The organism is Blastococcus sp. SYSU D00813, assembly GCF_054050735.1.
In genome coordinates, this window is the sequence record NZ_JBJGZX010000011.1 from 17,536 (window position 1) to 38,060 (window position 20,525).

The window sequence follows — 20,525 nt, forward strand, 5'->3', positions numbered from 1 at the left end:
GCCGGTCAGCCGCGGTAGTCGCTGGTCGCGGCGAGCTCGGCGGCGTCGGCCATCATCGACAGGGCGATCGGGCCGAAGTGCTCCCGCGGCGAGCCGGGGGTGGCCCGCTGGAAGCCCTGCTCGAGCACGATGGCGTGCTTGAACTTGATCAGGACGTAGTAGTAGTCCATGTCGTCGACCTGCCGGCCTGCCTCGCGCGCGAAGTGCTCCAGCAGCTGGTCGCGGGTGGGCATGCCGCGGGTGTCGACGTAGCCGCCGCCGGCGTCGGGGTCCTCCGGCCACCCGCCGGCGACCAGCGCGAGGTCGAGCTTGGGGTCGCCGATCGTCCCCATCTCCCAGTCGATGATCGCGGCGAGCCGGGCGGGGGCGCCGTCCCGGAACATCACGTTGGCGAACTGGTAGTCGCCGTGCATCAGCCCGGGGACGAAGTCCAGCGGCTTGTGCGCCCGCAGCCAGGCCGCCGTCTCGCCGTAGCCGGGCAGCTGCCGGGCGCCGTCGATCCGGGAGAAGAACGTCGTCCACCGGTCGACCTGGCGTTCGTGGAAGCCGTCGGGCCGGCCCAGGCCCTCCAGCCCGGCCGCGCGCCAGTCCAGCCGGGACATGGACACGATGCCGCCGACCAGCTCGAGGGCCAGCCCGCGGCGGGCCTCCCCGTCGGAGTCGAACGGTGCCGGCCACCGCTTGTCGGTCAGCTGCATCGGGGACCAGCCGTCGACGAAGCCCATCAGGTAGAACGGCCGGCCCAGCACGGACGCGTCGTCGCACAGCGCGACGGCCGGCGTGTGCGGGACCGCGGTGCCGTCCAGCGCCTCGATGATCCGCCACTCGCGGAGGATCCCCTCGTCGCGGGAGGCCGGGGCCGAGGCCGGCGGCATCCGCAGCGCCGCGTGGAGGTCGCCGCGGCGGACCTCGAAGATCTCGTTCTGCGCGCCGCCGGAGAGGAACCGGATCTCCACCGGCCCCGCGCCGCCCAGCTCCTGCGCGTCCAGCCAGGCGGTGAGCCGGCCGACGTCCAGGCCGCTCTCCCGCGCCGTCGCGGTCACGGCCGCGCCGCCACGAGCTCGGCGTCGGGCTGCACCGCCTCGGGCGTGACGCCGTCGGGCCCGACGCCGGCGGCGTACCCGACGGTGCCGGGGAACGGCTCGGCCGGCTGCGGCTCGGGAGCGGTCATCCCGTACTTGGCCAGCGCCGCGGCGGTCCTCTTCGGGACGAACTCGCTGGGCACGCCGTCGGTCACCGGGGTGTAGCCGCGCAGCACCTGGCGGGCGACGGTGACCTGGTGCACCTCGGTCGGCCCGTCGACCACGGCCATGACCTCGGCGCCGAACATCATCCGGGCCAGCGGCATGTCGGCGCTGACGCCCAGCGCCCCGTGCAGGTGCAGCGCCCGCTGGGTGATGTCGTGGTAGATCCGCGGCATCACGGCCTTGCAGGCGGCGATGTCCTTGCGCACCTTCCGGTAGTCCTTGTACCTGTCGATCTTCCAGGCCGTCTGGAGCACCAGCAGCCGGAACATCTCCAGCTGCGCCCAGGAGTCGGCGATGTAGCCCTGCACGAACTGCTTGTCGGCCAGCAGGGTGCCCTGGGTGCGCCGGCTGATCGCCCGCTCGCACAGCATGTCCAGCGCCCGCTGGGCCTGGCCGATGGTGCGCATCGCGTGGTGGATGCGGCCGCCGCCGAGGCGGGTCTGCGCGATGGCGAAGGCCTGGCCCTCGCCGCCGAGGACGGCGTCGGCCGGCAGCCGCACGTCGGTGAACCGCAGGTCGGCGTGCAGTGCCTCGTCCTCGGTGTCGAAGGCCAGCGCGACGTTGCGGGCGATGCGGATGCCGGGGGTGTCGGCCGGCACCAGGAACATCGTCATGCTCTCGTACGGGTCGGCGTCGAGGTCGGTCTTCGCCATGACGATGAAGAAGGTCGCCGTCTTCGCGTTGGACGCGTAGTACTTCGCGCCGTCGAGCACCCAGCCGTCGCCGTCCCGCCGCGCGTGGGTCGTGAACTGCTTGGGGTCGGAGCCGCCCTCGGGCTCGGTCATCGCGTAGCAGGAGAAGATCTCGCCGTTCAGCAGCGGCTGCAGGTAGCGCTGCTTCTGCTCCTCAGTGCCGTAATGCGCCAGGATCTCGGCGTTGCCGGTGTCGGGCGCCTGCGTGCCGAACACGATCGGCGCCCACGACGAGCGGCCGAGGATCTCGTCGAGCAGCGCCAGCTTCAGCTGCCCGAAACCCTGCCCGCCCAGTTCCGGAGTCAGGTGCGTTGCCCACAGCCCCTGGGCGCGAACCTGCTCCTTGAGCGGCTCGACGACCTCCTTCGCGCGCCCGGTCAGCGGGTTGAACATCCCCATCGGGAAGGCCAGGTCGAGCGGCTCGACCTCCTCCCGGACGAACCGCGCCGCCCAGTCCAGCTTCTCCTGGTACCCGGGCTCGGTCTCGAAGTCCCACATGGGCGGAAGGCCCCTCTCGTCCTCGGTGACGACTGCCGTTCGGACGTTCCCGCACGCCGTTCTTGCTGTCAAGAACATCATTCTGCGAGACTGGGGCGCATGGCGGACGACGGACACGGCGGGACCGACGACGTGCTGGAGCGCGTCGTCCAGCGGGCGCTGTCCCAGCGGGGGCTGACCTACGAGGAGGAGGTCCGCCGGCTGATGCGGGCCGGGCTCGAGGTGATGGTGCGGTGCGGCACCTCGGCCAGCCCGCGGGTCTCCGACATCGTGGCGGCGGCCGGCCTGTCGAACGACGCGTTCTACCGCTACTTCCCGTCGAAGGGCGCCCTGGTCGGCGCGCTGCTGGAGGACGGCGCGGCGCAGCTGCGCAGCTACCTGGTGCACCAGATGGCCAAGGAGCCGACGGCGGAGGGGCAGGTGCGCCGCTGGGCCGAGGGCGTGCTCACCCAGGCCCGCGGCGAGGTCGCGGCGACCACCCGCGCGGTCATGTGGAACGCCCCGACCGCCGGCAGCGACGCCCCCTACGGGCGGCACTTCGCCAGCGAGGTGCTGGCCGGCCTGCTGGTGGAGCCGTTCACCGAGCTGGGGAGCGGAGCGCCGGCCACGACGGCGCGGCTGGTCGCGCACGCCGTCCTCGGGGCGCTGTCCGACCACGTCTGGGCCGGCACGGAACCGGCCGACGACGAGCGCGACCAGATCGTGGCGTTCTGCCTCAGGGCCGCCGCCGGGACGGCCGCCGACCCGGGCTGACCGGCGACCTCAGCCCCGCGCGGTCCAGGCCCCGATGGAGCGGCCGGTCGGGCCGAACACCGCCGCCGCGGACTCCGCGCGCAGCGAGACGAACAGCCCCTCGGCCTCGGCCAGGACGGTGTCGGGCTCCGCCTCGGCGACCAGCCGCCCCCGCGCCGTGGTGCGCCGGCCGTCGGCCTGCTCGACGCCGGCGGTGAGCACGAGCGGGACCCCGAGCCGGACCGGCCGCCGGTAGCGCACCGTGAGGGTGGCGGTCATGCCGCCCCGGCCGGCGGCCCGGACCGAGCGCGCCAGCACGTGGTCCAGGAGCGTGGCGACGACGCCGCCGTGCGCCAGACCGGGCGGGCCCTCGTGCGGCTTCCGCAGCGTCACCCGTCCGACCGCCGTCCCCTCCGCGGTGTCGGTGGCCACCAGCGGCGGCGCGACCGGGCTGCCCGGCCCGTAGACCGGGCTGTACCAGCGCTCGCCGGTCTCCGGGTCGTCGACCCGGGCGATCTCGTAGAGGTCCCGCTGCGCGCCGCGCAGGCGCCCGGCCAGCCGCCGGGCCTCCTCGGCTGCCGCCGCGAGCTCCGCCTCGGGCACCTCCGTCCGGACGGCGGCATCGGCGAGCTCGCGCAGCGCCTCGCCCAGCTCGGCGACCGCGTCCCGCCGGACGGCGCGCTCGGCCGGCGTCAGCGGCGGCAGCTCAGCCACGCGCCATGCCGGCCTCGCGCAGCAGCCCCCCGCCGATGATCACCCGCTGCACCTCGCTGGTGCCCTCGTACAGCCGGTAGAGCCGGGCGTCCCGGTAGAAGCGCTCGACCGGCGTGCTGCGCAGGTAGCCCATGCCGCCGTGCACCTGGACGGCGCGGTCGGTGGCGCGGCCGACCATCTCGGAGCAGAAGAGCTTGGCCGAGCTGGGGCCGATCGAGGTGTCCTCGCCGGTGTCGTAGCGGGCGGCGACGTCGCGGACCAGCGCGCGGCCGGCGACGAGCTCGGTGTGCATGTCGGCGATCAGCGCCTGCACGAGCTGGAACCGGCCGATCGGCGCGCCGCCCTGCTTGGCGGTGGCGGCGTAGGCCACCGACTCGTCGAGCACCCGCTGGGCCATGCCGACGCACATGGCGGCGATGTGCAGCCGGCCCCGGGAGAGCACGGTCAGCGCCTTGGAGTAGCCGCGGCCCTCCTCACCGACCAGCGCGTCGGCCGGCACCCGGACGTCGTCGAAGAAGACCTCCGACGTCCACGCGCCGGACTGGCCCATCTTCTCGTCCTTGGCGCCCAGCGAGACCCCGGGCGCCTTCGCGTCGACGACGAAGCTGGAGATGCCCCGGCCGCCGCGCTCCTCGGGGTTGCTGCGGGCGAAGACGACGAACAGGTCGGCGATCGGCGCGTTGGTGATGTAGCGCTTGCTGCCGTTGACGACCCAGTCGTCGCCGTCCCGGCGGGCGGTGGTGCGCAGGCCGGCCGGGTCGGAACCGGCCTCGGCCTCGGTGAGGGCGAAGGAGCCGATCAGCTCGCCGGCGGCCAGCCGCGGCAGGTAGCGCTCCTTCTGGTCGTCGCTGCCGAACCGCGCGATGACCTGCCCGGCGATGCCGTTGTTGGTGCCGAACAGGGAGCGGAACGCCGGGGTCGTGTAGCCGAACTCGAAGGCGAGCTCGACGTCCTCCTTCATGTTCACCCCGAGGCCGCCGTACTCCTCGGGCAGCGCGTACCCGAACAGGCCCATGTCGGCGATGGCGCCGCGGAGCTCCTCGGGGATGCGGTCGTGGCGGTCGATCTCCTCCTCGCGGGGGACGACCACCTCCCGCACCAGCTGGCGAACCGCGTCCCGGATCTGGCTGAAGTCCTCGGCGTCCACCCGGCCATCTTGACGCGCCTGTGTGGCCCCTGCCGGGGCCCTCCATCAGGCCAGGGCGTCGAGGCGGGCCATGTCCTCGTCGGACAGGGTGAGCCCGGCGGCGCCGAGGTTCTCGGTGAGGTGGTCCACCGACTTGGTGCCCGGGATGGGCAGGACGACCGGGGACTTGTGCAGCAGCCAGGCCAGGGCGACCTGGGACGGCGTGGCGCCCAGCTCGCGGGCGATGTCGGCGACCGGGCTGTCCGGGGCGGCGAGGTCACCGGTGGCGATCGGGAACCACGGGATGAAGCCGATGCCCTCGGCGGTGGCGAGGTCCAGGACGTCCTGGGACTGCCGGTTGGTGAGGTTGTACAGGTTCTGCACGCTGACGATCTCGACGACCTCGCGCGCGGCACGCAGCTCGTCGACCGAGACCTCGGAGACGCCGACGTGCCGGACCTTGCCCTCCTCCTGGAGCTCCTTGAAGACGCCGAGCTGGTCGGCCAGGGGGACGTCGGGGTCGATGCGGTGCAGCTGGATGAGGCCGATCCGCTCCAGCCGCAGGTGGCGCAGCGAGAGCTCGACCTGCTGGCGCAGGTAGGCCGGCCGGCCGACCGGCGTCCAGATGCCGGGGCCCTGCCGGGTCAGCCCGGCCTTGGTGGCGATGACCAGGCCCTCCGGGTACGGGTGCAGCGCCTCGGCGATGATCTGCTCGCTGACGAAGGGGCCGTAGGAGTCGGCGGTGTCGATGAAGTCCACGCCCTGCTCGACGGCGGCGCGGACGACGCGCAGCGCACCGTCGCGGTCGGCCGGCTCGCCCCACACGCCGGGGCCGGGCAGCTGCATCGCGCCGTAGCCGAGCCGGTGGACGGGCAGGTCCCCGCCGATGGAGAAGGTGTCGCTGAGCTGTGCGGTGGTCATGCCAGCTGCCAAGACGCCAGCGCGCGCGGGTGTTCCCTGCGGCGTGTTCGATGGCCGTGTGAGCTCTGACCGGGTGGGCGAGATCGTGGTGCTGCGGCACGGGCAGACCGAGTGGAGCCGCAGCGGCCAGCACACCGGGGTCACCGACCTGCCGCTGCTGCCCGAGGGTGAGGAGAAGGCGCGCTCCCTGGCCCCGCGGCTGGCCGACCGCCGGTTCGTGGAGGTGCTCACCAGCCCGCTGCAGCGCGCCCGGCGGACGGCGGAGCTGGCGGGCCTGGCCGCGACCGGGATCGACCCGGACCTCGTCGAGCTGGACTACGGCGGCTACGAGGGACGCACGACCGCGGAGATCAGCGAGGAGCTGGGCCGGGAGTGGTCGGTCTGGCGGGACCCGGTCGTCCCGGGCGACACCCCCGGGGAGACCCTGGCGCAGGTGGCCGAGCGGGTGGACCGGGTGCTGGACCGCGCCCGCGCGCGGCTGGCCGACGGCGACGTCGCGCTGGTCGCCCACGGTCACGTGCTGCGCATCCTGACCGCCCGCTGGCTGGGGCTGGGGCCGGAGGCCGGAGCCCTGCTGGCGCTGCCGGCCGGGGCCTACGGCGTCCTCGGGCACGAGCACGCGCGGCCGGTGCTCACCGGCTGGGGGCTGTGACCTCCTCGAGGACCTCCTCGAGCGCGGGCTCCAGCACCACGGGACGGCCGAAGAACCAGCCTTGACCGAGGTCGACACCGAGCGCGGCGACCCGCTCGGCGCTCGCCTCGTCCTCCACCCCCTCGGCGACGACCAGCGCGCCGACCCGGTGGGAGGCGTCGACGACCGCCCGCACCATCGTCCGCGCCATGTCGTCGGGCAGCGCCTGCACCAGCCGCTTGCCCAGCTTGACGACGTCGGGGCGCACGGTCGCGAGCAGCTCGCGGCTGGCCCAGCCGGCGGCGACGTCGTCGAGCGCGACCCGCCAGCCCAGCTCCCGGTACTGCTCGAGCACCGAGAGCAGGTGCCCGTGCTCGGTCACGGCGGAGGGCTCGGCCACCTCGATCACCAGCCGCTCGGGCGCGAGGCCGGCGTCGGCCATCAGCTGCCGGGTGCTGGCCAGGTCGGCGTCGGGGCGGTGCACCGACGTGGGGTGGGTGTTGACGAACAGGTCGGCCGCGCCGAGCCAGGGCGCGGCACCGGCGACAGCGCACTCGCGCCCGATCCGGTCCAGCCGCGGCAGCCAGTCGGCCGACTCGGCGACGAAGAACAGGTCGCCGCCGCCGACCTCCCGCCCGTCGACCAGCCCGCGCAGCAGCGCCTCGTGCGCCACCACCTCGCCGTCCCCCAGCCGCACGATCGGCTGGTACACGCTCCACAGCTCCGCCTCGGCGAGCACCCCGACCTCGGCGGTGATGCCCCGCCGGGCCAGCTCCACGGCCAGGCTCGGGGCGGTCAGCAGGCGGGTGACCAGTGCCGTGTACTCGCCGGGCGGGTCGGTGGCCACGCGCACCACCTCGGCCTCGGCGGTGGTGAGTTCCCGGGAGAGCCGGTCGAACAGCCGCTCCACGCCCAGCCCGTCGCGCTCGTCGGTCAGGTCGAGCAGGCCCTCTGCCCGGTAGACCGACAGCCCGACCGCCCGCGCGATGCCGGCGACCACGGGCAGGACGCTCCCCACCGGGCTGGCCATCAGCAGGCGGGTCGCCACCTCCGGCAGCTCCCACGTCTCGCGCCGCCGGTTCGTGCTGATGGTGCTGGGCACCTCAGCAGGATGACCGAGGCGACACCCGGTCACGGTCAGGCGCGCGGAGCCACCCCGCCGGGCGACACCACCCGTCCGGGGTGACCGAGATCCGGAACTTCACAGCTTTAGTGTCTAAGGTCTGCGTCATGGTGACCGTCGTGACCCCCGAGACCCCGCGCACCAGCCGAGGAGGCCGCCCGCGCGACCCCAGCCGTGACGGGGTCATCCGCGAGGCGATCCTGCGCCTGCTCGGCGACGTCGGGTACGGCGCGCTGACCATGGACGCCGTCGCCGCCGAGGCCGGCGTGGGCAAGGCGACCATCTACCGCCGCTGGCGGACCAAGCAGGACCTGGTCGTCGACACCGTCTCGGTGATGAACCAGTCGCTGGCCAGCCCGGTCGACACCGGATCGCTCGAGGGCGACGTGCGGGCGATCGTGCACCGGCTCGTCGACGTCATCAACGGCCCGGTCGGCACCGCCATCCGCTCGCTGCTGCCGGCCATGCAGCACCAGCCGGCCCTCACCGAGGCGTTCGCCCACGGCCCGCTGCAGGCCTGGCGCGACTCCTACGCGCGGATGTGGGCCCAGGCCGAGGCCCGCGGGGAGCTCCTGCCCGGCGTGAACCGGTCGGTGCTGGCCGAGAGCACGACGGCGCTGCTGGTGCAGCGGTGGCTGCTGACCAACGAGCCGGTCACCCACGAGTACGCCGACGAGGTGCTCGAGGGGATCGTCCTGCCGCTGCTGCAGACCAAGCGGCCCTGACCCCGGCGGGTCACCAGCCGAGGGTGCCGGGCTCGCCCTTGAACGGGCCGACGACGTCGGGGGTGATCCACCCGCCGTAGAAGTCGCCGGCCTGCGCCCGGACCGCGACGCCGTCCACGCGGGCGGCGTCGACCCGGCTCGGGTAGAAGGCGACGGCGCCGCGCAGGTGCTCGTAGCCGGCGGTGGGCCGCTCGTAGGACCAGCCGACCGACCGCAGCCGGCGCCCGCCCACGACGGCGTCCCAGTAGCTGGCGACGCCCTTCCACTCGCACCACGAGGCGCCGTCCCCCGGCTCCAGCACGCCCGGGACGACGTCCTCGCGGGGCACGTAGTAGACGGGCGGGTGGCTGGTCTCGCAGACCCGCACCGCGCGGGCGGTCCGCGCGACCACCCGGCCGCCGAGCTCCACCTCGACCAGCCGCCCGGTCACCTCCGCCGAGGGAGGGCGGGGGTAGTCCCAGACCGACTCCTGCCCCGGCCCGACGGGGTCGCGGCGCGGGACGTGCACGGCTGGGTCAGCGCTTGCGCCCGCCGGTCAGCGCGCTGCGGTTGCGCCGCCGGCCGCGGACGGAGTTGACGACGACGACGGTGACGAACACGCCCACCGCGCCGACGGTGGCCTTGCCCGCCGGGGACTGCAGGAACCGCACCACGGCGGCCTGCCCCTGCGCCTTCAGCCGGTTGGGGCTGCTGCGGTAGGCCAGCTGGTCGAGGGTGGCCGCCAGCGACTCACGGGCAGCGTCGATCTCCAGCTGGATCTGTCGAGGGTCGCGAGGCACGCCCACAGCCTGCCAGAACGCCGCGGACCCGGCGCGCGGCCGCGGTCCCGGGCACCCGCACGGGCGACGCGCCCCCTCCTCCCACGGCGGCATCTGGCGGGAGCCGGTGGGTCCGGCGCGGCCCCGGCCGTAGACTCCGGGGCCGCGCGGGAGTGGTGTAACGGCAGCCACGCCAGACTTAGGATCTGGTGCCTTCGGGCGTGCGGGTTCGACTCCCGCCTCCCGCACGCGCCTCGATCGAGGACCGCGCGCGCCCGGCCGCCGGCGGACCACGGACTCCCCGGACCGCTCGCGCGACGCTCCGGTGGGCAGCTCCCGCAGCGAGCAGGCCGACGGCTCCGGCCCCGCTGCGGACCCGTCGCTGCGCCTCGCGCCCCCGCTCGGCCCTGACGTGGGGGCCGCGGGGGCGATCCGGCCCGCCGCACCGGTCGCCTCGGCGCGCCCGGGAGGCGCCGGGTCGGTCACGTGTCGCTCGACGGCGCCCACGGCGACGTTGACATACCGAGCACTCGCTCTCTAACTTACCCCCGGCGCGCGCAGTGACGGAGGGAACAGATGGCCACGCAGGGCGAACGACGTGCGGCGACCCGCACGGCGCTGCTCGACGCGGCGCTCGACCGCCTCGTCTCCGACGGCGTGGCCGGCTGCACCACCGCCGCGGTCTGCGCCCGGGCCGGCGTCTCCTCCGGCGCCCTGTTCAACCACTTCCCCACCAAGGCGGCCCTGCTCGGCGCCGTCGCGGCCCGGGTCTTCGACGAGGCGGTCACCGAGTACCTCGCCCGGTTCGCCGAGATCTCCGCCGTGAGCGGGGACCCGCTCGGCGACGCCGTCCGGCTGCTGTGGCACACCCACGACGAGCCGCGCCTGGCCGCCGTCCTCGAGCTGACCGTCTGGGCCCGCACCGACCCGGAGCTCGCCGCGCAGCTCGAGCAGGTGAACGGCCCGCACACGGCGCGGGTCCTCGGCGTCGCGCGCGACCTGCTGCCGGCGTACGCCGACCACCCGCAGTTCGAGGCGGTCTTCGACCTCGCAGTGAGCGCCGTCTTCGGCGTGGCGCTCGGTGTCGTCGGCGAGGCCGAGCGCAAGCACCGCATCGAGACGCTGGTGGCCGTCGTGCACGCGCAGCTCGGCGACCGCTGACCCGACCGGCCCACGAGGGAGAGAACGTGGAGCAGTTCCTGCGCGGCTCGCTGGCCGACATCACCGAGATCGACCTCGTCCTCTACGCGATCCCCGCCTTCCTCCTGCTCATGATCGTCGAGGGAGTCGTGCTCACGCGGGAGGCGCGGGAGGACGCGATCGACGCCGAGGGCGAGCGCCGTGCCCGGCTCGGCTACGCCGCCAAGGACACCGTGGCCAGCCTCAGCATGGGCCTGGGCAGCCTGGTCGTCCCGGTCGCCGTCACCACGGTGCTCGGTCTCGGCGGCTACGTGCTGCTGTGGAACGCCACGCCGCTCGACCTGGGCAACGGGTGGATCGCGTGGCTGGTCGCGATCGTCGGCAAGGACTTCACCTACTACTGGTTCCACCGGGCGTCCCACGAGGTCCGGTTCCTCTGGGCGGCCCACGTCGTCCACCACTCGAGCGAGCGCTACAACCTGTCGACGGCGTTGCGGCAGTCGTGGACGCCGCTCACCGAGTGGCCGTTCGGTGCGGTGCTGATCCTGCTCGGGGTGAACCCCGTGCTGTACGCGATGGCGAGCTCGGTCAACCTGCTCTACCAGTTCTGGATCCACACCGAGGCGATCGGCAGGCTGCCGCGGCCGATCGAGTACGTCTTCAACACGCCCAGCCACCACCGGGTCCACCACGGGATGAACCCGCAGTACCTGGACAAGAACTACGGCGGCATCCTGATCGTGTTCGACCGGCTCTTCGGCACCTTCGAGCCCGAGGTCGAGCCGGTGCGCTACGGGATCACCAAGCCGCTGGCGAGCCACAACCCGCTGCGGATCGCCACGCACGAGTACGTCGCCATCGTCCGCGACATGCGGACCGACCGCCGGTGGTCCCACCGCCTGGGCCGGCTCGTCCGGGGGCCGGGCTGGTCGCCTGTCCCCGCGGCGTCCGCCCGGCCCGAGCCCGCCCCGCTCTAGCCGGTCGTGCCGGCTCGGGCCGACCGCGTCGCACGCGCGCCGACGCGCTCGGCCGTGTCACCTCACCCGGGTGGCGACCGGCTCGGCGGAGAAGAGCTGCTCGGGCTGTCGTGTCCGACCACCTCGGCGACGACGTGCAGGTCGGGATGTCGGCGCCCGCGACGCAGGCCGGCGGCTGCGGACGCCGGAGCGGCCGAGGACACTGGTCCCCCATGGGCACCCCCAGCCGGCTCCTCCGCTCCCGACTGCCCGCCGGGCCGCCCGAGGGCGACGTCCGCGAGCGCGTCTGCGCCGGCCTCGTCGGGGACGTCCTCGAGATCGGCTACGGCGCCGGGCTCAACCACCCGTACCTGCCGGCCGAGGTCACCGGGGTCTGGGCGATCGAGCCCTCCTCGACCGCCCTGCACCTGGCCGAGACCGGCCGCGGCGACTCCGCCGTCCCGGTCGTCGCCGCCGGAGACGACGCCCAGCACCTCACCTTCCCCGACGACCGCTTCGACTCCGCGCTGTCCACCTGGGTCCTCTGCGGCCTCCCGGACCCCGTGGCCGCCCTGGCCGAGATCGCCCGCGTGCTGAGACCGGGCGGCGTCCTCCACTTCGTCGAGCACGGCCTGTCCCCGGACCCCTCGGTCCGGCGCTGGCAGCGGCGCGGCCCGCGCACCGAGCGGCTGCGCACCGCCTGCTCGCTGGACGACGACGTGGCGGCGCTGCTGGCCGCGTCTCCCCTGACCGTCACGGAGCTGACCCGGTACACCGAGCCGCGGCAGCCGAGCTGGGCCAGTTACACCTTCGAGGGCCGCGCGACCGCCTGACCTGCGGTTTCCCGAGTCAGGAGCGACTCACACCGCGCCGGTGCCGGGACGCGTGGGGCAGGTGGGACACCCCGTGTTGCGGATCCGCATCGGGTGCGTGCGGCGCGCCGGCGGAACTGCCCGGTCCTGCTTCCGTGTGCCCCGCGCGGCGGGGGGCGCTCGCGCGGGGGCGGAACGGGGCGGCGGCGATGGCAGAGAGCACGGCGGGCGGGACGGCGCACGGGATCCCCGCGCCGCGGTCCAGCTCCGAGTGGGCGTGCGGCGAGGCACTGGAGGCTGCGGCCACCTACGTGCAGGGCGTCCGCGAGGCGCCGACGGCGGCGGCCCGGGCCCGGGCGGCGGCCTCCCGCGACGGCGTGGCGGCCGTCCGCACCGTGCTGCGCCAGCTCCCCGACCACCGGATGGTCCTCAGCGACGAGCCGGCCGGCCGGGAGCTGCGGGCCTGGTTCCGCCCCGACCGGCGGCTGCCGTTCAACCGCGCGCCCGTCGCCGTCCTCGAGCTGCCCGGCAGCCAGGCCGAGTACCTGAGGGGGCGGTCCCGGCAGGCCCTGCGGACCAACCTGACCCGGGCCGCCGCCGAGGGGCTGCGCTGCGCACCGGTCGAGGACGCCGGCGAGCTGCACCGGGTCGCCGCCGCCGTCGCCACCCGGCGGGCGACCACGCCCGACACGCTCGTGCGCCCGGGCCAGCTGCCCGCGCGGGACCGGCTGTGGTCGGCGGCCTACGACGCCACCGGCGAGCCGGTCGCCCTGTGCCAGGCCGTCGTCGACGAGGACCGCGCCGGGCTCGTGCTGATGGTCACCGCCGTCGGGCACGCCGCCGCGCCGCTGGTGCGCTACGCGCTGCACGCCCACCTGACCGGCCGGCTGGTCGACCGCGGGGTGTCCACGCTCGCCGTCGGCGGGTCGATGCTGCTGACCAGCACCGGCACCCGGTACTTCCAGCGCCGCACCGGCTTCACCCCGGTGCACCTGCGCCCGGAGCCGGCGCCGGCCCGGCGGCGGACCCGCCCCACCGTCGTCCTGTAGGAACGGCGCCGCCGACCGCCGTCAGTTCGCGAACCGCTCCCGGTAGTCCTCCCCCGGCTCGTACGCCACGCCGGCGGCGACCAGCTCGTCGATCTCCCGCTGCGACAGCCCGATGCCGTCGAGCACCTCGCGGGTGTGCTGGCCGACCAGGGGCGCCGGGCCGGCGATCCGTCCCGGCGTCTCCGAGAAGTCGACGAGGTGCCCGAACTGGCGGGTGCGCCCGAACAGCGGGTGCTCGTACTCGGCGACCAGCCCCAGCCGCACGTTGTCGGCGTCGTACAGCGGGGCGACGCCGCCCTGCGTGTCCAGCGGCAGCTCGCACGGCACCCCGGCGGAGTCCAGCGCGCGCTTCCAGTTCCACGACGTCCGCCGGGCGAACGCGGCCTCCAGCGCGGCCTCGACCTCCGCCCGGTCGTCGTGACGCCGGCCGGTCAGCTCGCCGGCGTCGACGGCCGCGCACAGCGCCGTCCACTGCGCGTCGGTGGTCGCGCACACCTGCACGTACTGCTCGTCCTGGCAGCGGTAGAGCCGGTAGCCGGGGCCGAGGCCGTGCAGCCCGGCGTCCAGGTGCGGCCGCTCGCGCGGCACGCCGTCCACCAGCAGCGCGTCGGAGGCGAACACGGCGCCGCCGTCCAGCAGCGAGGTCCACAGCTCCTGCCCCTCGCCGGTCCGGTCCCGGTGCGCCAGCGCCAGCAGGACCCCGACCACCGACAGCACCGCGTTCGCCTGGTCGGTGAAGCCGAACCGGACGTACAGCGGCCGCTGCCCCAGGTGCACCGCGCCCTGCTCGTACTCGATGCCGCCGCTGGCCTGGTACAGCGGGTCCAGCCCGCCGGAGTGCCCGAGCGGGTCGGGGAGCCCGTAGGCGTAGGTGTTGCAGTAGATGACCGACTCGTTCACCGCCCGGCAGTCGGCGTAGCCGATGCCGATCCGGTCGGCGACGCCGCGCGTCATGTTGTGGTGGACGACGTCCGCGGTGCGCACCACCTCGAGCGCCACCTCCCGCCCGCGCGGGTCCTTCAGGTCCAGGGCCAGGGACCGCTTCCCCCGCTGGCAGCCGTTGAACGGCGCCTGCGCCATCCGCATGTTGTCGCCGCCGACCGGCTCGATCTTGACCACGTCCATCCCGAGGTCGCCGAGCAGCATCGGGCTGAACGGGCCGGCGAGGTACTGACCGAAGTCGACCAGCCGCAGCCCGCCCAGGGCGGTCGGCAGCGCGGGCGCAGCGGAGGGCACCGGCTCCGCGCGGGCGGTGCCCCAGCCCTGAGCGCGCAGCGCCGCGCCGTGCTCGTCCAGGCGGGGCCGCGGCGAGACGATCGCCCCGGGCGTGCCGAGCAGGTGCACCGGCACGCCCATCTGCGTGGTCTCGCCCAGCTCGGGGTCGGCGACGGAGGCGACCATGCCGTTGGCGGCCAGCTGCGGGTGCGGGTCGGCCAGGGCCTGCTCGGCGGGGACGACCGGCTCGCAGGCGTGGTTCTCCTCCCGCAGCACCTGCGCCAGGTCGGCCGTCTTCCACGACGCGAAGGCGGCCACCCGCTCGGCGTGCCAGGCCTCCCGCTGCTCGGCCGGCGCCGACGCCTGCAGGTAGGGGTGCGGCTGGTCCAGGCCCAGGATGTCCTCGATCGACCGCTTCGGCGTGAGGCCCGACAGCACCGAGAGGTGGATCCAGCCGTCGGCGGTCTGCCAGATCATCCCCTGGTGGATGCCCGGCGGGTACGTCTTCGCCATCACCTCGTGGAACGCCGGCGCCCAGTGCTCGACGTCCTGCCAGATCTGCGTCGTGTAGAGGAACAGCCCCTGCAGCAGCGACGTGCGCACGTGCTGGCCCCGGCCCGTCGTGGCGCGCTGGTGCAGCGCGGCGAGGATCCCCATGGGCGCCAGGAAGACCGCGCCCAGCGTCGGGGTGGGCGCGTGGTTGTACACCGGGCCCGTCCGCCAGCCCGGCTGCTCGGTCTGCGCGCCGCCCGCGGCCTGGACGAGGGCGTCCCAGCCCGGCCGCTGCTCGTTGCGGTGCCCGACCGGCCAGGCCGACACCGAGCAGTAGACGAGCGACGGGTGCCGGTCGTGCACGGCGTCGTAGCCGAGGCCGAGCCGGTCCATCACGCCCGGCCGGAAGCCCTCGACCAGGACGTCGGCGCCGGAGAGCAGCTCCTCGAGCACCGCCGCGTCGGCGGCGTCCTTGAGGTCCAGGGCGATCGAGCGACGGCTGCGGTGCCACACCGCGCTGCCGTGGTAGCCGCGGAACGGGTCGCCGCCCGGCGGCTCCACCTTGACCACGTCGGCCCCGTGCTCGGCCAGCATCGTGATGCCCACCGAGGCGCCCGGGCCCCAGGTGAGGTCGAGGATCCGGATGCCGTCCAGGGCGCTGCCCGACCGAGTCGTCACAGGCGGAGTGTGTCGGCCGTCACCCGGCGGCACAATGCTCCCGGCCTGGATACCGTCAGGCATTCGATAGAGGGAGGACGACGATGTCCGAGGCGGCGACCGCCGATCCCGCGGCCTGGGCGGAGGCCGGCCTGGGCTTCCGCGTGGAGGAGGGCGTCGCCTGGCTCGTCCTCGACCGCCCGCAGGTGCGCAACGCGATCCACCACCCGCTGCGCAACGCGTTGCTCGCCGCGATCGAGGAGGTCCGCGCCGACCCGGCGATCCGGGCCGCCGTCGTCACCGGGACCGGCACCGCCTTCTGCGCCGGGGCCGACCTCATGTCCCCGCCGCACATCGAGATCCCGCCCGAGCGGCAGCGCGGCGCCCTGGCCAACGTCGCCCGCGAGGACGGCCGGCGGTTCGGCTGGTGGCGCCTGGCCCGGGCGATCTGGGAGAACGAGAAGCCGTTCGTCGCCGCCGTCAACGGCCCGGCGTACGGCGGCGGCTGCAACCTGGCGCTGGCCTGCGACCTGGTCGTCGCGGCGGAGTCGGCCCGCTTCAGCGAGGTCTTCGTCACCCGCGGGCTGCCCCTGGAGGGGGCGGCGGCCTACCTGCTCACCCGGTCGCTCAGCCCGGTGCGGGCCAAGGAGATGGCGCTGTTCGGCGACCCGGTCGACGGGCGGACGGCGGCCGAGTGGGGGCTGGCCAACCGCTGCGTCCCCGACGACCGGCTGCTGGAGTTCGCCGGCGGCTGGGCGCGGCGGCTGGCCGCGGGGCCGACCATCGGCATCGGCCACGTGAAGGGCCAGGTGAACGAGGCGTTCGAGCAGAGCATGGAGCAGGTGGCCCGGCACGAGGTGACCCTGCTGGGCCTCGGCATCGGGAGCGACGGGCAGGAGGCCGTGCAGGCCTTCCGCGAGCGCCGCGAGCCCCGGTTCACCGGCCGGTGAGCGCGCCCAAGGTGCTCGTCGAGCGGCGCGGGCACGTGCTGGTCGTGACCATCAACCGGCCCGAGGTGCGCAACGCCGTCGACGGCGAGGTGCACATGACCGTCGGCCGCCTGCTCGACGAGGTGGAGGGCGACCCCGACGTCCGCGTCGTCGTCGTCACCGGCGCCGGGGACAGGGCGTTCTGCGCCGGTGCCGACCTCAAGGCCAACGCCCGCGGCGAGACGGTGCTGCCGCCCGGGTTCGAGCACTGGGGCTTCGCCGGCTGGGTGCGCCACCCGATCGGCAAGCCGACGATCGCGGCGGTGAACGGAGCCGCGATGGGCGGCGGCGCCGAGCTGCTGCTCTCCTGCGACCTCGCCGTCGCCGCCGAGCACGCCGTCATCGGCCTGCCCGAGGTGAAGATCGGCATGATCGCCGCCGACGGCGGTCCCTTCCGTGCGCTGGCCCAGCTGCCGCAGCGGATCGGCATGGAGCTGGTCCTGACCGGCGACCCGATCAGCGCGGCCAGGGCCCTGGAGTTGCACCTGGTCAACCGGGTCGTGCCCGGCAGGCAGGTGCTCGACGCCGCGCTCGAGCTGGCCGGCCGGATCGCCGCCAACGCGCCGCTGGCGGTGCAGGCCAGCAAGCGGATCGCCCTGGGGTTGCGCGACGGCGTGCGCCCGGCCGAGCGGGTGCACTGGGAGCTCACCCGTGAGCACGCGCACGCCACCGCCGGCTCCGCCGACGCCGAGGAGGGGGTGCGCGCCTTCCTGGAGAGGCGCCCGCCGGTCTGGACCGGCCGGTGAGGCTCGGGATGCCGCTGTCCTACAGCGGCGGGTTCCGGGAAGCGGCCGCGGTCATCAGCGAGTACGAGGCGGCCGGGCTCGACGTCGTCCTCGTGCCCGAGGCGTGGTCCTTCGACGCGGTCAGCCAGCTCGGCTACCTGGCCGCGCGGACGACGACGTTGCAGCTGGCCGCCGGCATCCTCAACGTCTACTCGCGCACGCCGGCGCTGCTGGCCATGACCGCGGCCGGGCTGGACGCCGTCTCCGGCGGCCGGTTCACCCTCGGCCTGGGCGCGTCCGGCCCGCAGGTCGTCGAGGGCTGGCACGGGGTGCCCTACACCGCGCCGCTGGCCCGCACCCGCGAGGTCGCGGACATCTGCCGGGCCGTGTGGCGGCGGGAGCCGGTCGAGCACCAGGGCGCGCACTTCTCGGTGCCGCTGACGACGGAGCGCGGCGGCAGCGGGCTGGGCAGACCGCTGGAGCTCGTCGACCACCCGGTCCGCGAGCGGATCCCGCTGATGCTGGCGGCGCTCGGGCCGCGGAACGTCGCGCTGGCCGCCGAGCTGTTCGAGGCGTGGGAGCCGCTCTTCTACCTGCCGGAGCGGGCCGCGGACGCCTTCGGCGGCCCGCTGGCCGAGGGCGCCGCCCGCCGGGACCCGGCGCTCGGCCCGCTGGACGTCGTCGCCGACACCCACCTGCTCGTCACCGAGGACGCCGATGCGGCCGAGCGCGCCCTGCGGCGGGTGCGCCGGCACCTGGCGCTCTACATCGGGGGGATGGGCGCGCGGGACCGGAACTTCTACAACGACCTGGCCGTCCGCTACGGCTTCCCCGACGCCGCCCGCGAGGTCCAGGACCACTACCTCGGCGGCCGGCCGCAGCAGGCGGCCGCCGCACTCCCCGAGGAGCTGGTGCGCGGCGTGTCGCTGGTCGGGCCCCGCGGCTTCGTCGCCGAGCGGGTGGCCGCCTTCCGCGCGGCCGGCGCCACCACGCTCAACGCCACGCCGCTGGGCGAGGACCACCGCACCCGGCTCGCCTCGCTCGCGGTGCTCAGGGACGTCGCCGGCTGAGCGCCGTGCCGGCCGCGGCTCGCCTCCTCCGGCGCGACACGCCGAGGGACGCGACGCACCGGGGTCGGGCAGATCACGTCGATGTGTTTCCCCAGGTCACGCCGCGGACAGCGGGTCCGGGGCCGGGCGACGTCCCCGCCTGCGTCGTAGCGTGGGAGGACGGCCGCCGTCCCCGCCGTCGCCGGACGGGCGGCCGTCGCACGTATGTCCGGACACGACCCCTCGGAGCCCATGACCTCCCCTCGCACCACCCCCGCCGAACGCCCCGACGAGGCCGCCGACGAGCCGAAGAAGACCACGCTGAGCCCGGTGCAGATCACCGCCGGCGCCCTGGCCTCGGTCTCCTCCGCCGTGGTGGCCTCGTTCTTCGGTGTGGCCGGCACCCTCATCGGTGCCGCCCTCGCCAGCGTCATCAGCACCGTCACCGCCGCGCTGTACACGAACTCGCTGAGCAGGACGAACGAGCGCCTGCGCCAGGTGCGTGTCCAGCTCGCCGGTCCGGGCTCCCCCGGGCGGACGGCCGCGGACGCCACGGCCGAGCTCCCGCGGACGACCGCGGGGACGGCGGGGACGGCGGCCGAGACGCGGGCGCTGCCCGCGGCGCTGGACCCCCGGCGGGCCCCGGCCCCGCGGCGCGGGCCCCGCTGGCCGCGGGTGGCCGTCTACGCCGTCGCGGTGTTCGGGCTGGCGATGGTGATCGTCACCGGCATCGAGGTCGTCGGCCAGCAGCCGGTGTCCGCGCTCGTCGGCGCCGAGGAGGCCTCCTCCACCACCACGCTGGGCGAGCTCACCGGCGACTCGTCCTCCGGGGACGAGGACCCGGGCACGCCGGTGCCGACGCCCGCGACGACGTCGGAGACCCCGGCGACGGAGACCCCCGGCGACGACGCCGGCACCACCGCTCCGACGACCTCCGGCACGGCGACCGAGACGCCCTCGGAGTCCACGCCGGAGGAGACCGGCAGCTCGACCGCAGAGCCCACCGGCTCCTCCGACGAGGCCCCGCAGACCGGGGAGTCCACCGGGCAGGACGGCGGGACCTCCCCCGAGGCGGCCGGGGACGACGCCGGAGGAGCCGCGGCCACCCCGTGACCGCGCGGGCTCAGACCAGCTGCACCCGCAGGTCGAGGACCACCGACGGCACGTCCGGGTCGTCGTCGTCCACCACGGCCACCAGGAGCACGTCGTCGCCCGCGACCGCGCGCAGGGCCAGTCCCTCCACCTTGTGCACCCGCCCGCCCGGCGCGGGCAGCGGCGCGACGGCGACCACCTCGTCGCCGTCGACCAGGGCGAGCGCGGTCGCGACGACCGGGCCGTCGTCGACCGCGTTCGGGGTGTCCTCGGCCGCCGCGCTCAGCAGGGTGCGGCCGTCGGGGAGGGCCACGGCGTCGGTCACCGCGAGCCCCACCCCGGCGACCTCGCCGAGGTCGTAGCGGCGGACCGCGCCGACCGGGACGGTCGCGGGGTCGGCCCGCCCGAGCACCGCGCCGACGAGGGCGTCCAGCGGCAGGTCGACCCCGGCCGAGGCCACCCCGGCGGCGAGGTTCCCGCGCTGGTACCAGCGGACGGTGTCCCCGTGCCGGCTGCCGCCCTCGAGGTTCAGCTGGTCGAGGGGGACGCCCGCGGCGACGGCGACCCGGCGGTACAGCGGGGACAGGTCCGCGGCGACGACGGCCGGCTCGCCGCGCTCCAGCCGCACCAGCACCCCGCGCATCCGGCGCGGGGAGGAGCCCGAGCCCAGCGCCAGCACCGCCGGCGCGCCGTCGACCTCCACCGGGCAGGCCACCTCGAGGTCGGGCTTGAGGTGCTTGGTGCCCGCGGCGGAGGAGAACCGGTCCAGCCCCTCGACCGGGGGCAGCAGCCGGACCGGGACGACCGACATCCCGCGGCGCCAGGCGGCCACCGTCGCATCGTCCTGCACCACCAGCCAGCCGTCGCCGAGCGGGGCGATGCCCGAGGCGGCGCTCACCGGCGTCCCGTCGTCGAACCGCAGCCCGTCGACCGTCTCCACGTGGACCTGCACGTCCGGCCAGTGCCCGCGGCGGGGCGCGTCCACGCGCCCGGGCGGCTCAGCGCTGCGGCGGTGCGACCTCGACCGAGTGCGGGAAGGGGTCGCTGCCGTCGCGGAAGGCCGCGACCTCGGCGAACACCGGCAGCGCGGCGGCGGCGGCGAGCACGGCGAACGAGGCGGCCAGCTTGCGGAGGACGGACGGCACCGGCCGATCCAAGCCGGTCCCCGGCCGCCGTGGGGGC

Annotated in this window: 22 protein-coding genes and 1 tRNA gene; 12 read left to right on the forward strand and 11 right to left on the reverse strand. The window is 75.3% G+C overall.

All coding sequences use genetic code 11. The features are described 5' to 3' along the window. Positions 1 to 5 precede the first annotated feature (5 nt). Positions 6 to 1,043 carry a phosphotransferase family protein gene (locus tag ACI8AX_RS09855; protein ID WP_456549624.1) on the reverse strand — a complete coding sequence of 346 codons (1,038 nt, stop codon included), beginning with the start codon at positions 1,041 to 1,043 and terminating at the stop codon, positions 6 to 8. Then, complete coding sequence (locus ACI8AX_RS09860; protein ID WP_456549625.1) at positions 1,040 to 2,437, reverse strand: acyl-CoA dehydrogenase family protein; 1,398 nt, start codon at positions 2,435 to 2,437, stop codon at positions 1,040 to 1,042. The genes ACI8AX_RS09855 and ACI8AX_RS09860 overlap by 4 nt, the downstream gene beginning before the upstream one ends. A gap of 99 nt (positions 2,438 to 2,536) precedes the next feature. On the opposite strand from ACI8AX_RS09860, the gene ACI8AX_RS09865 reads away from it, so the two are divergent. Then, positions 2,537 to 3,190, forward strand: coding sequence for a TetR/AcrR family transcriptional regulator (locus ACI8AX_RS09865; RefSeq protein ID WP_456549626.1), 654 nt, complete (start codon positions 2,537 to 2,539; stop codon positions 3,188 to 3,190). 9 nt (positions 3,191 to 3,199) lie between these two features. On the opposite strand, the gene ACI8AX_RS09870 is transcribed toward ACI8AX_RS09865, so the two are convergent. From ACI8AX_RS09870 to ACI8AX_RS09880, 3 genes are read right to left on the reverse strand one after another with little or no spacing between them, the layout of a single operon-like run. Beyond that, complete coding sequence (locus ACI8AX_RS09870) at positions 3,200 to 3,883, reverse strand: PaaI family thioesterase (RefSeq protein WP_456549627.1); 684 nt, start codon at positions 3,881 to 3,883, stop codon at positions 3,200 to 3,202. After that, positions 3,876 to 5,030, reverse strand: coding sequence for an acyl-CoA dehydrogenase family protein (locus ACI8AX_RS09875; protein WP_456549628.1), 1,155 nt, complete (start codon positions 5,028 to 5,030; stop codon positions 3,876 to 3,878). Before ACI8AX_RS09875 ends, ACI8AX_RS09870 begins: the two co-directional genes overlap by 8 nt. Positions 5,031 to 5,075: 45 nt before the next feature. Further along, positions 5,076 to 5,930: an aldo/keto reductase gene (locus ACI8AX_RS09880; protein WP_456549629.1), complete on the reverse strand. Its 855-nt coding sequence runs from the start codon at positions 5,928 to 5,930 to the stop codon at positions 5,076 to 5,078. A gap of 58 nt (positions 5,931 to 5,988) precedes the next feature. On the opposite strand from ACI8AX_RS09880, the gene ACI8AX_RS09885 reads away from it, so the two are divergent. Continuing rightward, complete coding sequence (locus ACI8AX_RS09885) at positions 5,989 to 6,582, forward strand: histidine phosphatase family protein (RefSeq protein ID WP_456549630.1); 594 nt, start codon at positions 5,989 to 5,991, stop codon at positions 6,580 to 6,582. Here the strand turns inward: ACI8AX_RS09885 and ACI8AX_RS09890 are convergent. Next, complete coding sequence (locus tag ACI8AX_RS09890) at positions 6,563 to 7,663, reverse strand: EAL domain-containing protein (RefSeq protein ID WP_456549631.1); 1,101 nt, start codon at positions 7,661 to 7,663, stop codon at positions 6,563 to 6,565. The two genes, ACI8AX_RS09885 and ACI8AX_RS09890, sit on opposite strands and share 20 nt — an antisense overlap. 128 nt (positions 7,664 to 7,791) lie before the next feature. Here ACI8AX_RS09890 and ACI8AX_RS09895 point away from each other — a divergent pair, with 128 nt between their 5' ends. Continuing rightward, on the forward strand, positions 7,792 to 8,409 hold the full coding sequence (locus tag ACI8AX_RS09895) for a TetR/AcrR family transcriptional regulator (protein ID WP_456549632.1): 618 nt from the start codon (positions 7,792 to 7,794) through the stop codon (positions 8,407 to 8,409). A gap of 10 nt (positions 8,410 to 8,419) precedes the next feature. Here the strand turns inward: ACI8AX_RS09895 and ACI8AX_RS09900 are convergent, their stop codons facing one another. Further along, the gene (locus ACI8AX_RS09900; RefSeq protein WP_456549633.1) at positions 8,420 to 8,917 is read right to left on the reverse strand and encodes a DUF427 domain-containing protein; all 498 of its coding nucleotides are present in this window, start codon (positions 8,915 to 8,917) and stop codon (positions 8,420 to 8,422) included. Positions 8,918 to 8,924: 7 nt separating this feature from the next. Beyond that, the gene (locus ACI8AX_RS09905; protein WP_456549634.1) at positions 8,925 to 9,188 is read right to left on the reverse strand and encodes a DUF3618 domain-containing protein; all 264 of its coding nucleotides are present in this window, start codon (positions 9,186 to 9,188) and stop codon (positions 8,925 to 8,927) included. A 146-nt stretch (positions 9,189 to 9,334) separates the two neighbouring features. Between ACI8AX_RS09905 and ACI8AX_RS09910 the strand changes: the two genes are divergently transcribed. The 5 genes from ACI8AX_RS09910 (at position 9,335) to ACI8AX_RS09930 (ending at position 13,124) form a co-directional block, all read left to right on the forward strand. Then, positions 9,335 to 9,415: transfer RNA gene (locus ACI8AX_RS09910), tRNA-Leu, on the forward strand. Positions 9,416 to 9,743: 328 nt separating this feature from the next. Beyond that, entirely contained in the window at positions 9,744 to 10,328 is a 585-nt protein-coding gene (locus tag ACI8AX_RS09915; RefSeq protein WP_456549635.1) for a TetR/AcrR family transcriptional regulator, read from the forward strand. A 26-nt stretch (positions 10,329 to 10,354) separates the two neighbouring features. After that, positions 10,355 to 11,284: a sterol desaturase family protein gene (locus ACI8AX_RS09920; protein WP_456549636.1), complete on the forward strand. Its 930-nt coding sequence runs from the start codon at positions 10,355 to 10,357 to the stop codon at positions 11,282 to 11,284. 212 nt (positions 11,285 to 11,496) lie between these two features. After that, the gene (locus tag ACI8AX_RS09925; protein ID WP_456549637.1) at positions 11,497 to 12,096 is read left to right on the forward strand and encodes a class I SAM-dependent methyltransferase; all 600 of its coding nucleotides are present in this window, start codon (positions 11,497 to 11,499) and stop codon (positions 12,094 to 12,096) included. 188 nt (positions 12,097 to 12,284) lie between these two features. After that, positions 12,285 to 13,124, forward strand: coding sequence for a hypothetical protein (locus ACI8AX_RS09930; RefSeq protein ID WP_456549638.1), 840 nt, complete (start codon positions 12,285 to 12,287; stop codon positions 13,122 to 13,124). Positions 13,125 to 13,145: 21 nt separating this feature from the next. On the opposite strand, the gene ACI8AX_RS09935 is transcribed toward ACI8AX_RS09930, so the two are convergent. Beyond that, the gene (locus ACI8AX_RS09935; protein WP_456549639.1) at positions 13,146 to 15,509 is read right to left on the reverse strand and encodes a CaiB/BaiF CoA transferase family protein; all 2,364 of its coding nucleotides are present in this window, start codon (positions 15,507 to 15,509) and stop codon (positions 13,146 to 13,148) included. Between the two features lie 83 nt (positions 15,510 to 15,592). Here ACI8AX_RS09935 and ACI8AX_RS09940 point away from each other — a divergent pair, with 83 nt between their 5' ends. The 4 genes from ACI8AX_RS09940 (at position 15,593) to ACI8AX_RS09955 (ending at position 19,364) form a co-directional block, all read left to right on the forward strand. Next, the gene (locus ACI8AX_RS09940; RefSeq protein ID WP_456549640.1) at positions 15,593 to 16,438 is read left to right on the forward strand and encodes an enoyl-CoA hydratase/isomerase family protein; all 846 of its coding nucleotides are present in this window, start codon (positions 15,593 to 15,595) and stop codon (positions 16,436 to 16,438) included. After that, positions 16,435 to 17,223 (forward strand): enoyl-CoA hydratase-related protein, encoded by a 789-nt coding sequence (locus tag ACI8AX_RS09945; protein ID WP_456549641.1) that lies wholly within the window; start codon positions 16,435 to 16,437, stop codon positions 17,221 to 17,223. Before ACI8AX_RS09940 ends, ACI8AX_RS09945 begins: the two co-directional genes overlap by 4 nt. Next, entirely contained in the window at positions 17,220 to 18,272 is a 1,053-nt protein-coding gene (locus tag ACI8AX_RS09950; RefSeq protein ID WP_456549642.1) for an LLM class F420-dependent oxidoreductase, read from the forward strand. The genes ACI8AX_RS09945 and ACI8AX_RS09950 overlap by 4 nt, the downstream gene beginning before the upstream one ends. 231 nt (positions 18,273 to 18,503) lie before the next feature. Further along, positions 18,504 to 19,364, forward strand: a complete 861-nt coding sequence (locus ACI8AX_RS09955; protein WP_456549643.1) for a hypothetical protein — start codon at positions 18,504 to 18,506, stop codon at positions 19,362 to 19,364. 10 nt (positions 19,365 to 19,374) lie between these two features. Here the strand turns inward: ACI8AX_RS09955 and ACI8AX_RS09960 are convergent, their stop codons facing one another. Continuing rightward, positions 19,375 to 20,328, reverse strand: a complete 954-nt coding sequence (locus ACI8AX_RS09960; protein ID WP_456549644.1) for a DUF6910 family protein — start codon at positions 20,326 to 20,328, stop codon at positions 19,375 to 19,377. A gap of 13 nt (positions 20,329 to 20,341) precedes the next feature. Next, the gene (locus ACI8AX_RS09965; RefSeq protein ID WP_456549645.1) at positions 20,342 to 20,488 is read right to left on the reverse strand and encodes a hypothetical protein; all 147 of its coding nucleotides are present in this window, start codon (positions 20,486 to 20,488) and stop codon (positions 20,342 to 20,344) included. Between the last annotated feature and the right edge of the window lie 37 nt (positions 20,489 to 20,525).

Coding starts and splice junctions, on each gene's coding strand:
- ACI8AX_RS09860 (WP_456549625.1), bottom strand. CDS start 2,437: ATGTGGGACTTCGAGACCGAGCCCGGGTACCAGGAGAAGCTGGACTGG.
- ACI8AX_RS09865 (WP_456549626.1), top strand. CDS start 2,537: ATGGCGGACGACGGACACGGCGGGACCGACGACGTGCTGGAGCGCGTC.
- ACI8AX_RS09880 (WP_456549629.1), bottom strand. CDS start 5,930: ATGACCACCGCACAGCTCAGCGACACCTTCTCCATCGGCGGGGACCTG.
- ACI8AX_RS09895 (WP_456549632.1), top strand. CDS start 7,792: ATGGTGACCGTCGTGACCCCCGAGACCCCGCGCACCAGCCGAGGAGGC.
- ACI8AX_RS09915 (WP_456549635.1), top strand. CDS start 9,744: ATGGCCACGCAGGGCGAACGACGTGCGGCGACCCGCACGGCGCTGCTC.
- ACI8AX_RS09925 (WP_456549637.1), top strand. CDS start 11,497: ATGGGCACCCCCAGCCGGCTCCTCCGCTCCCGACTGCCCGCCGGGCCG.
- ACI8AX_RS09930 (WP_456549638.1), top strand. CDS start 12,285: ATGGCAGAGAGCACGGCGGGCGGGACGGCGCACGGGATCCCCGCGCCG.
- ACI8AX_RS09940 (WP_456549640.1), top strand. CDS start 15,593: ATGTCCGAGGCGGCGACCGCCGATCCCGCGGCCTGGGCGGAGGCCGGC.
- ACI8AX_RS09955 (WP_456549643.1), top strand. CDS start 18,504: ATGACCTCCCCTCGCACCACCCCCGCCGAACGCCCCGACGAGGCCGCC.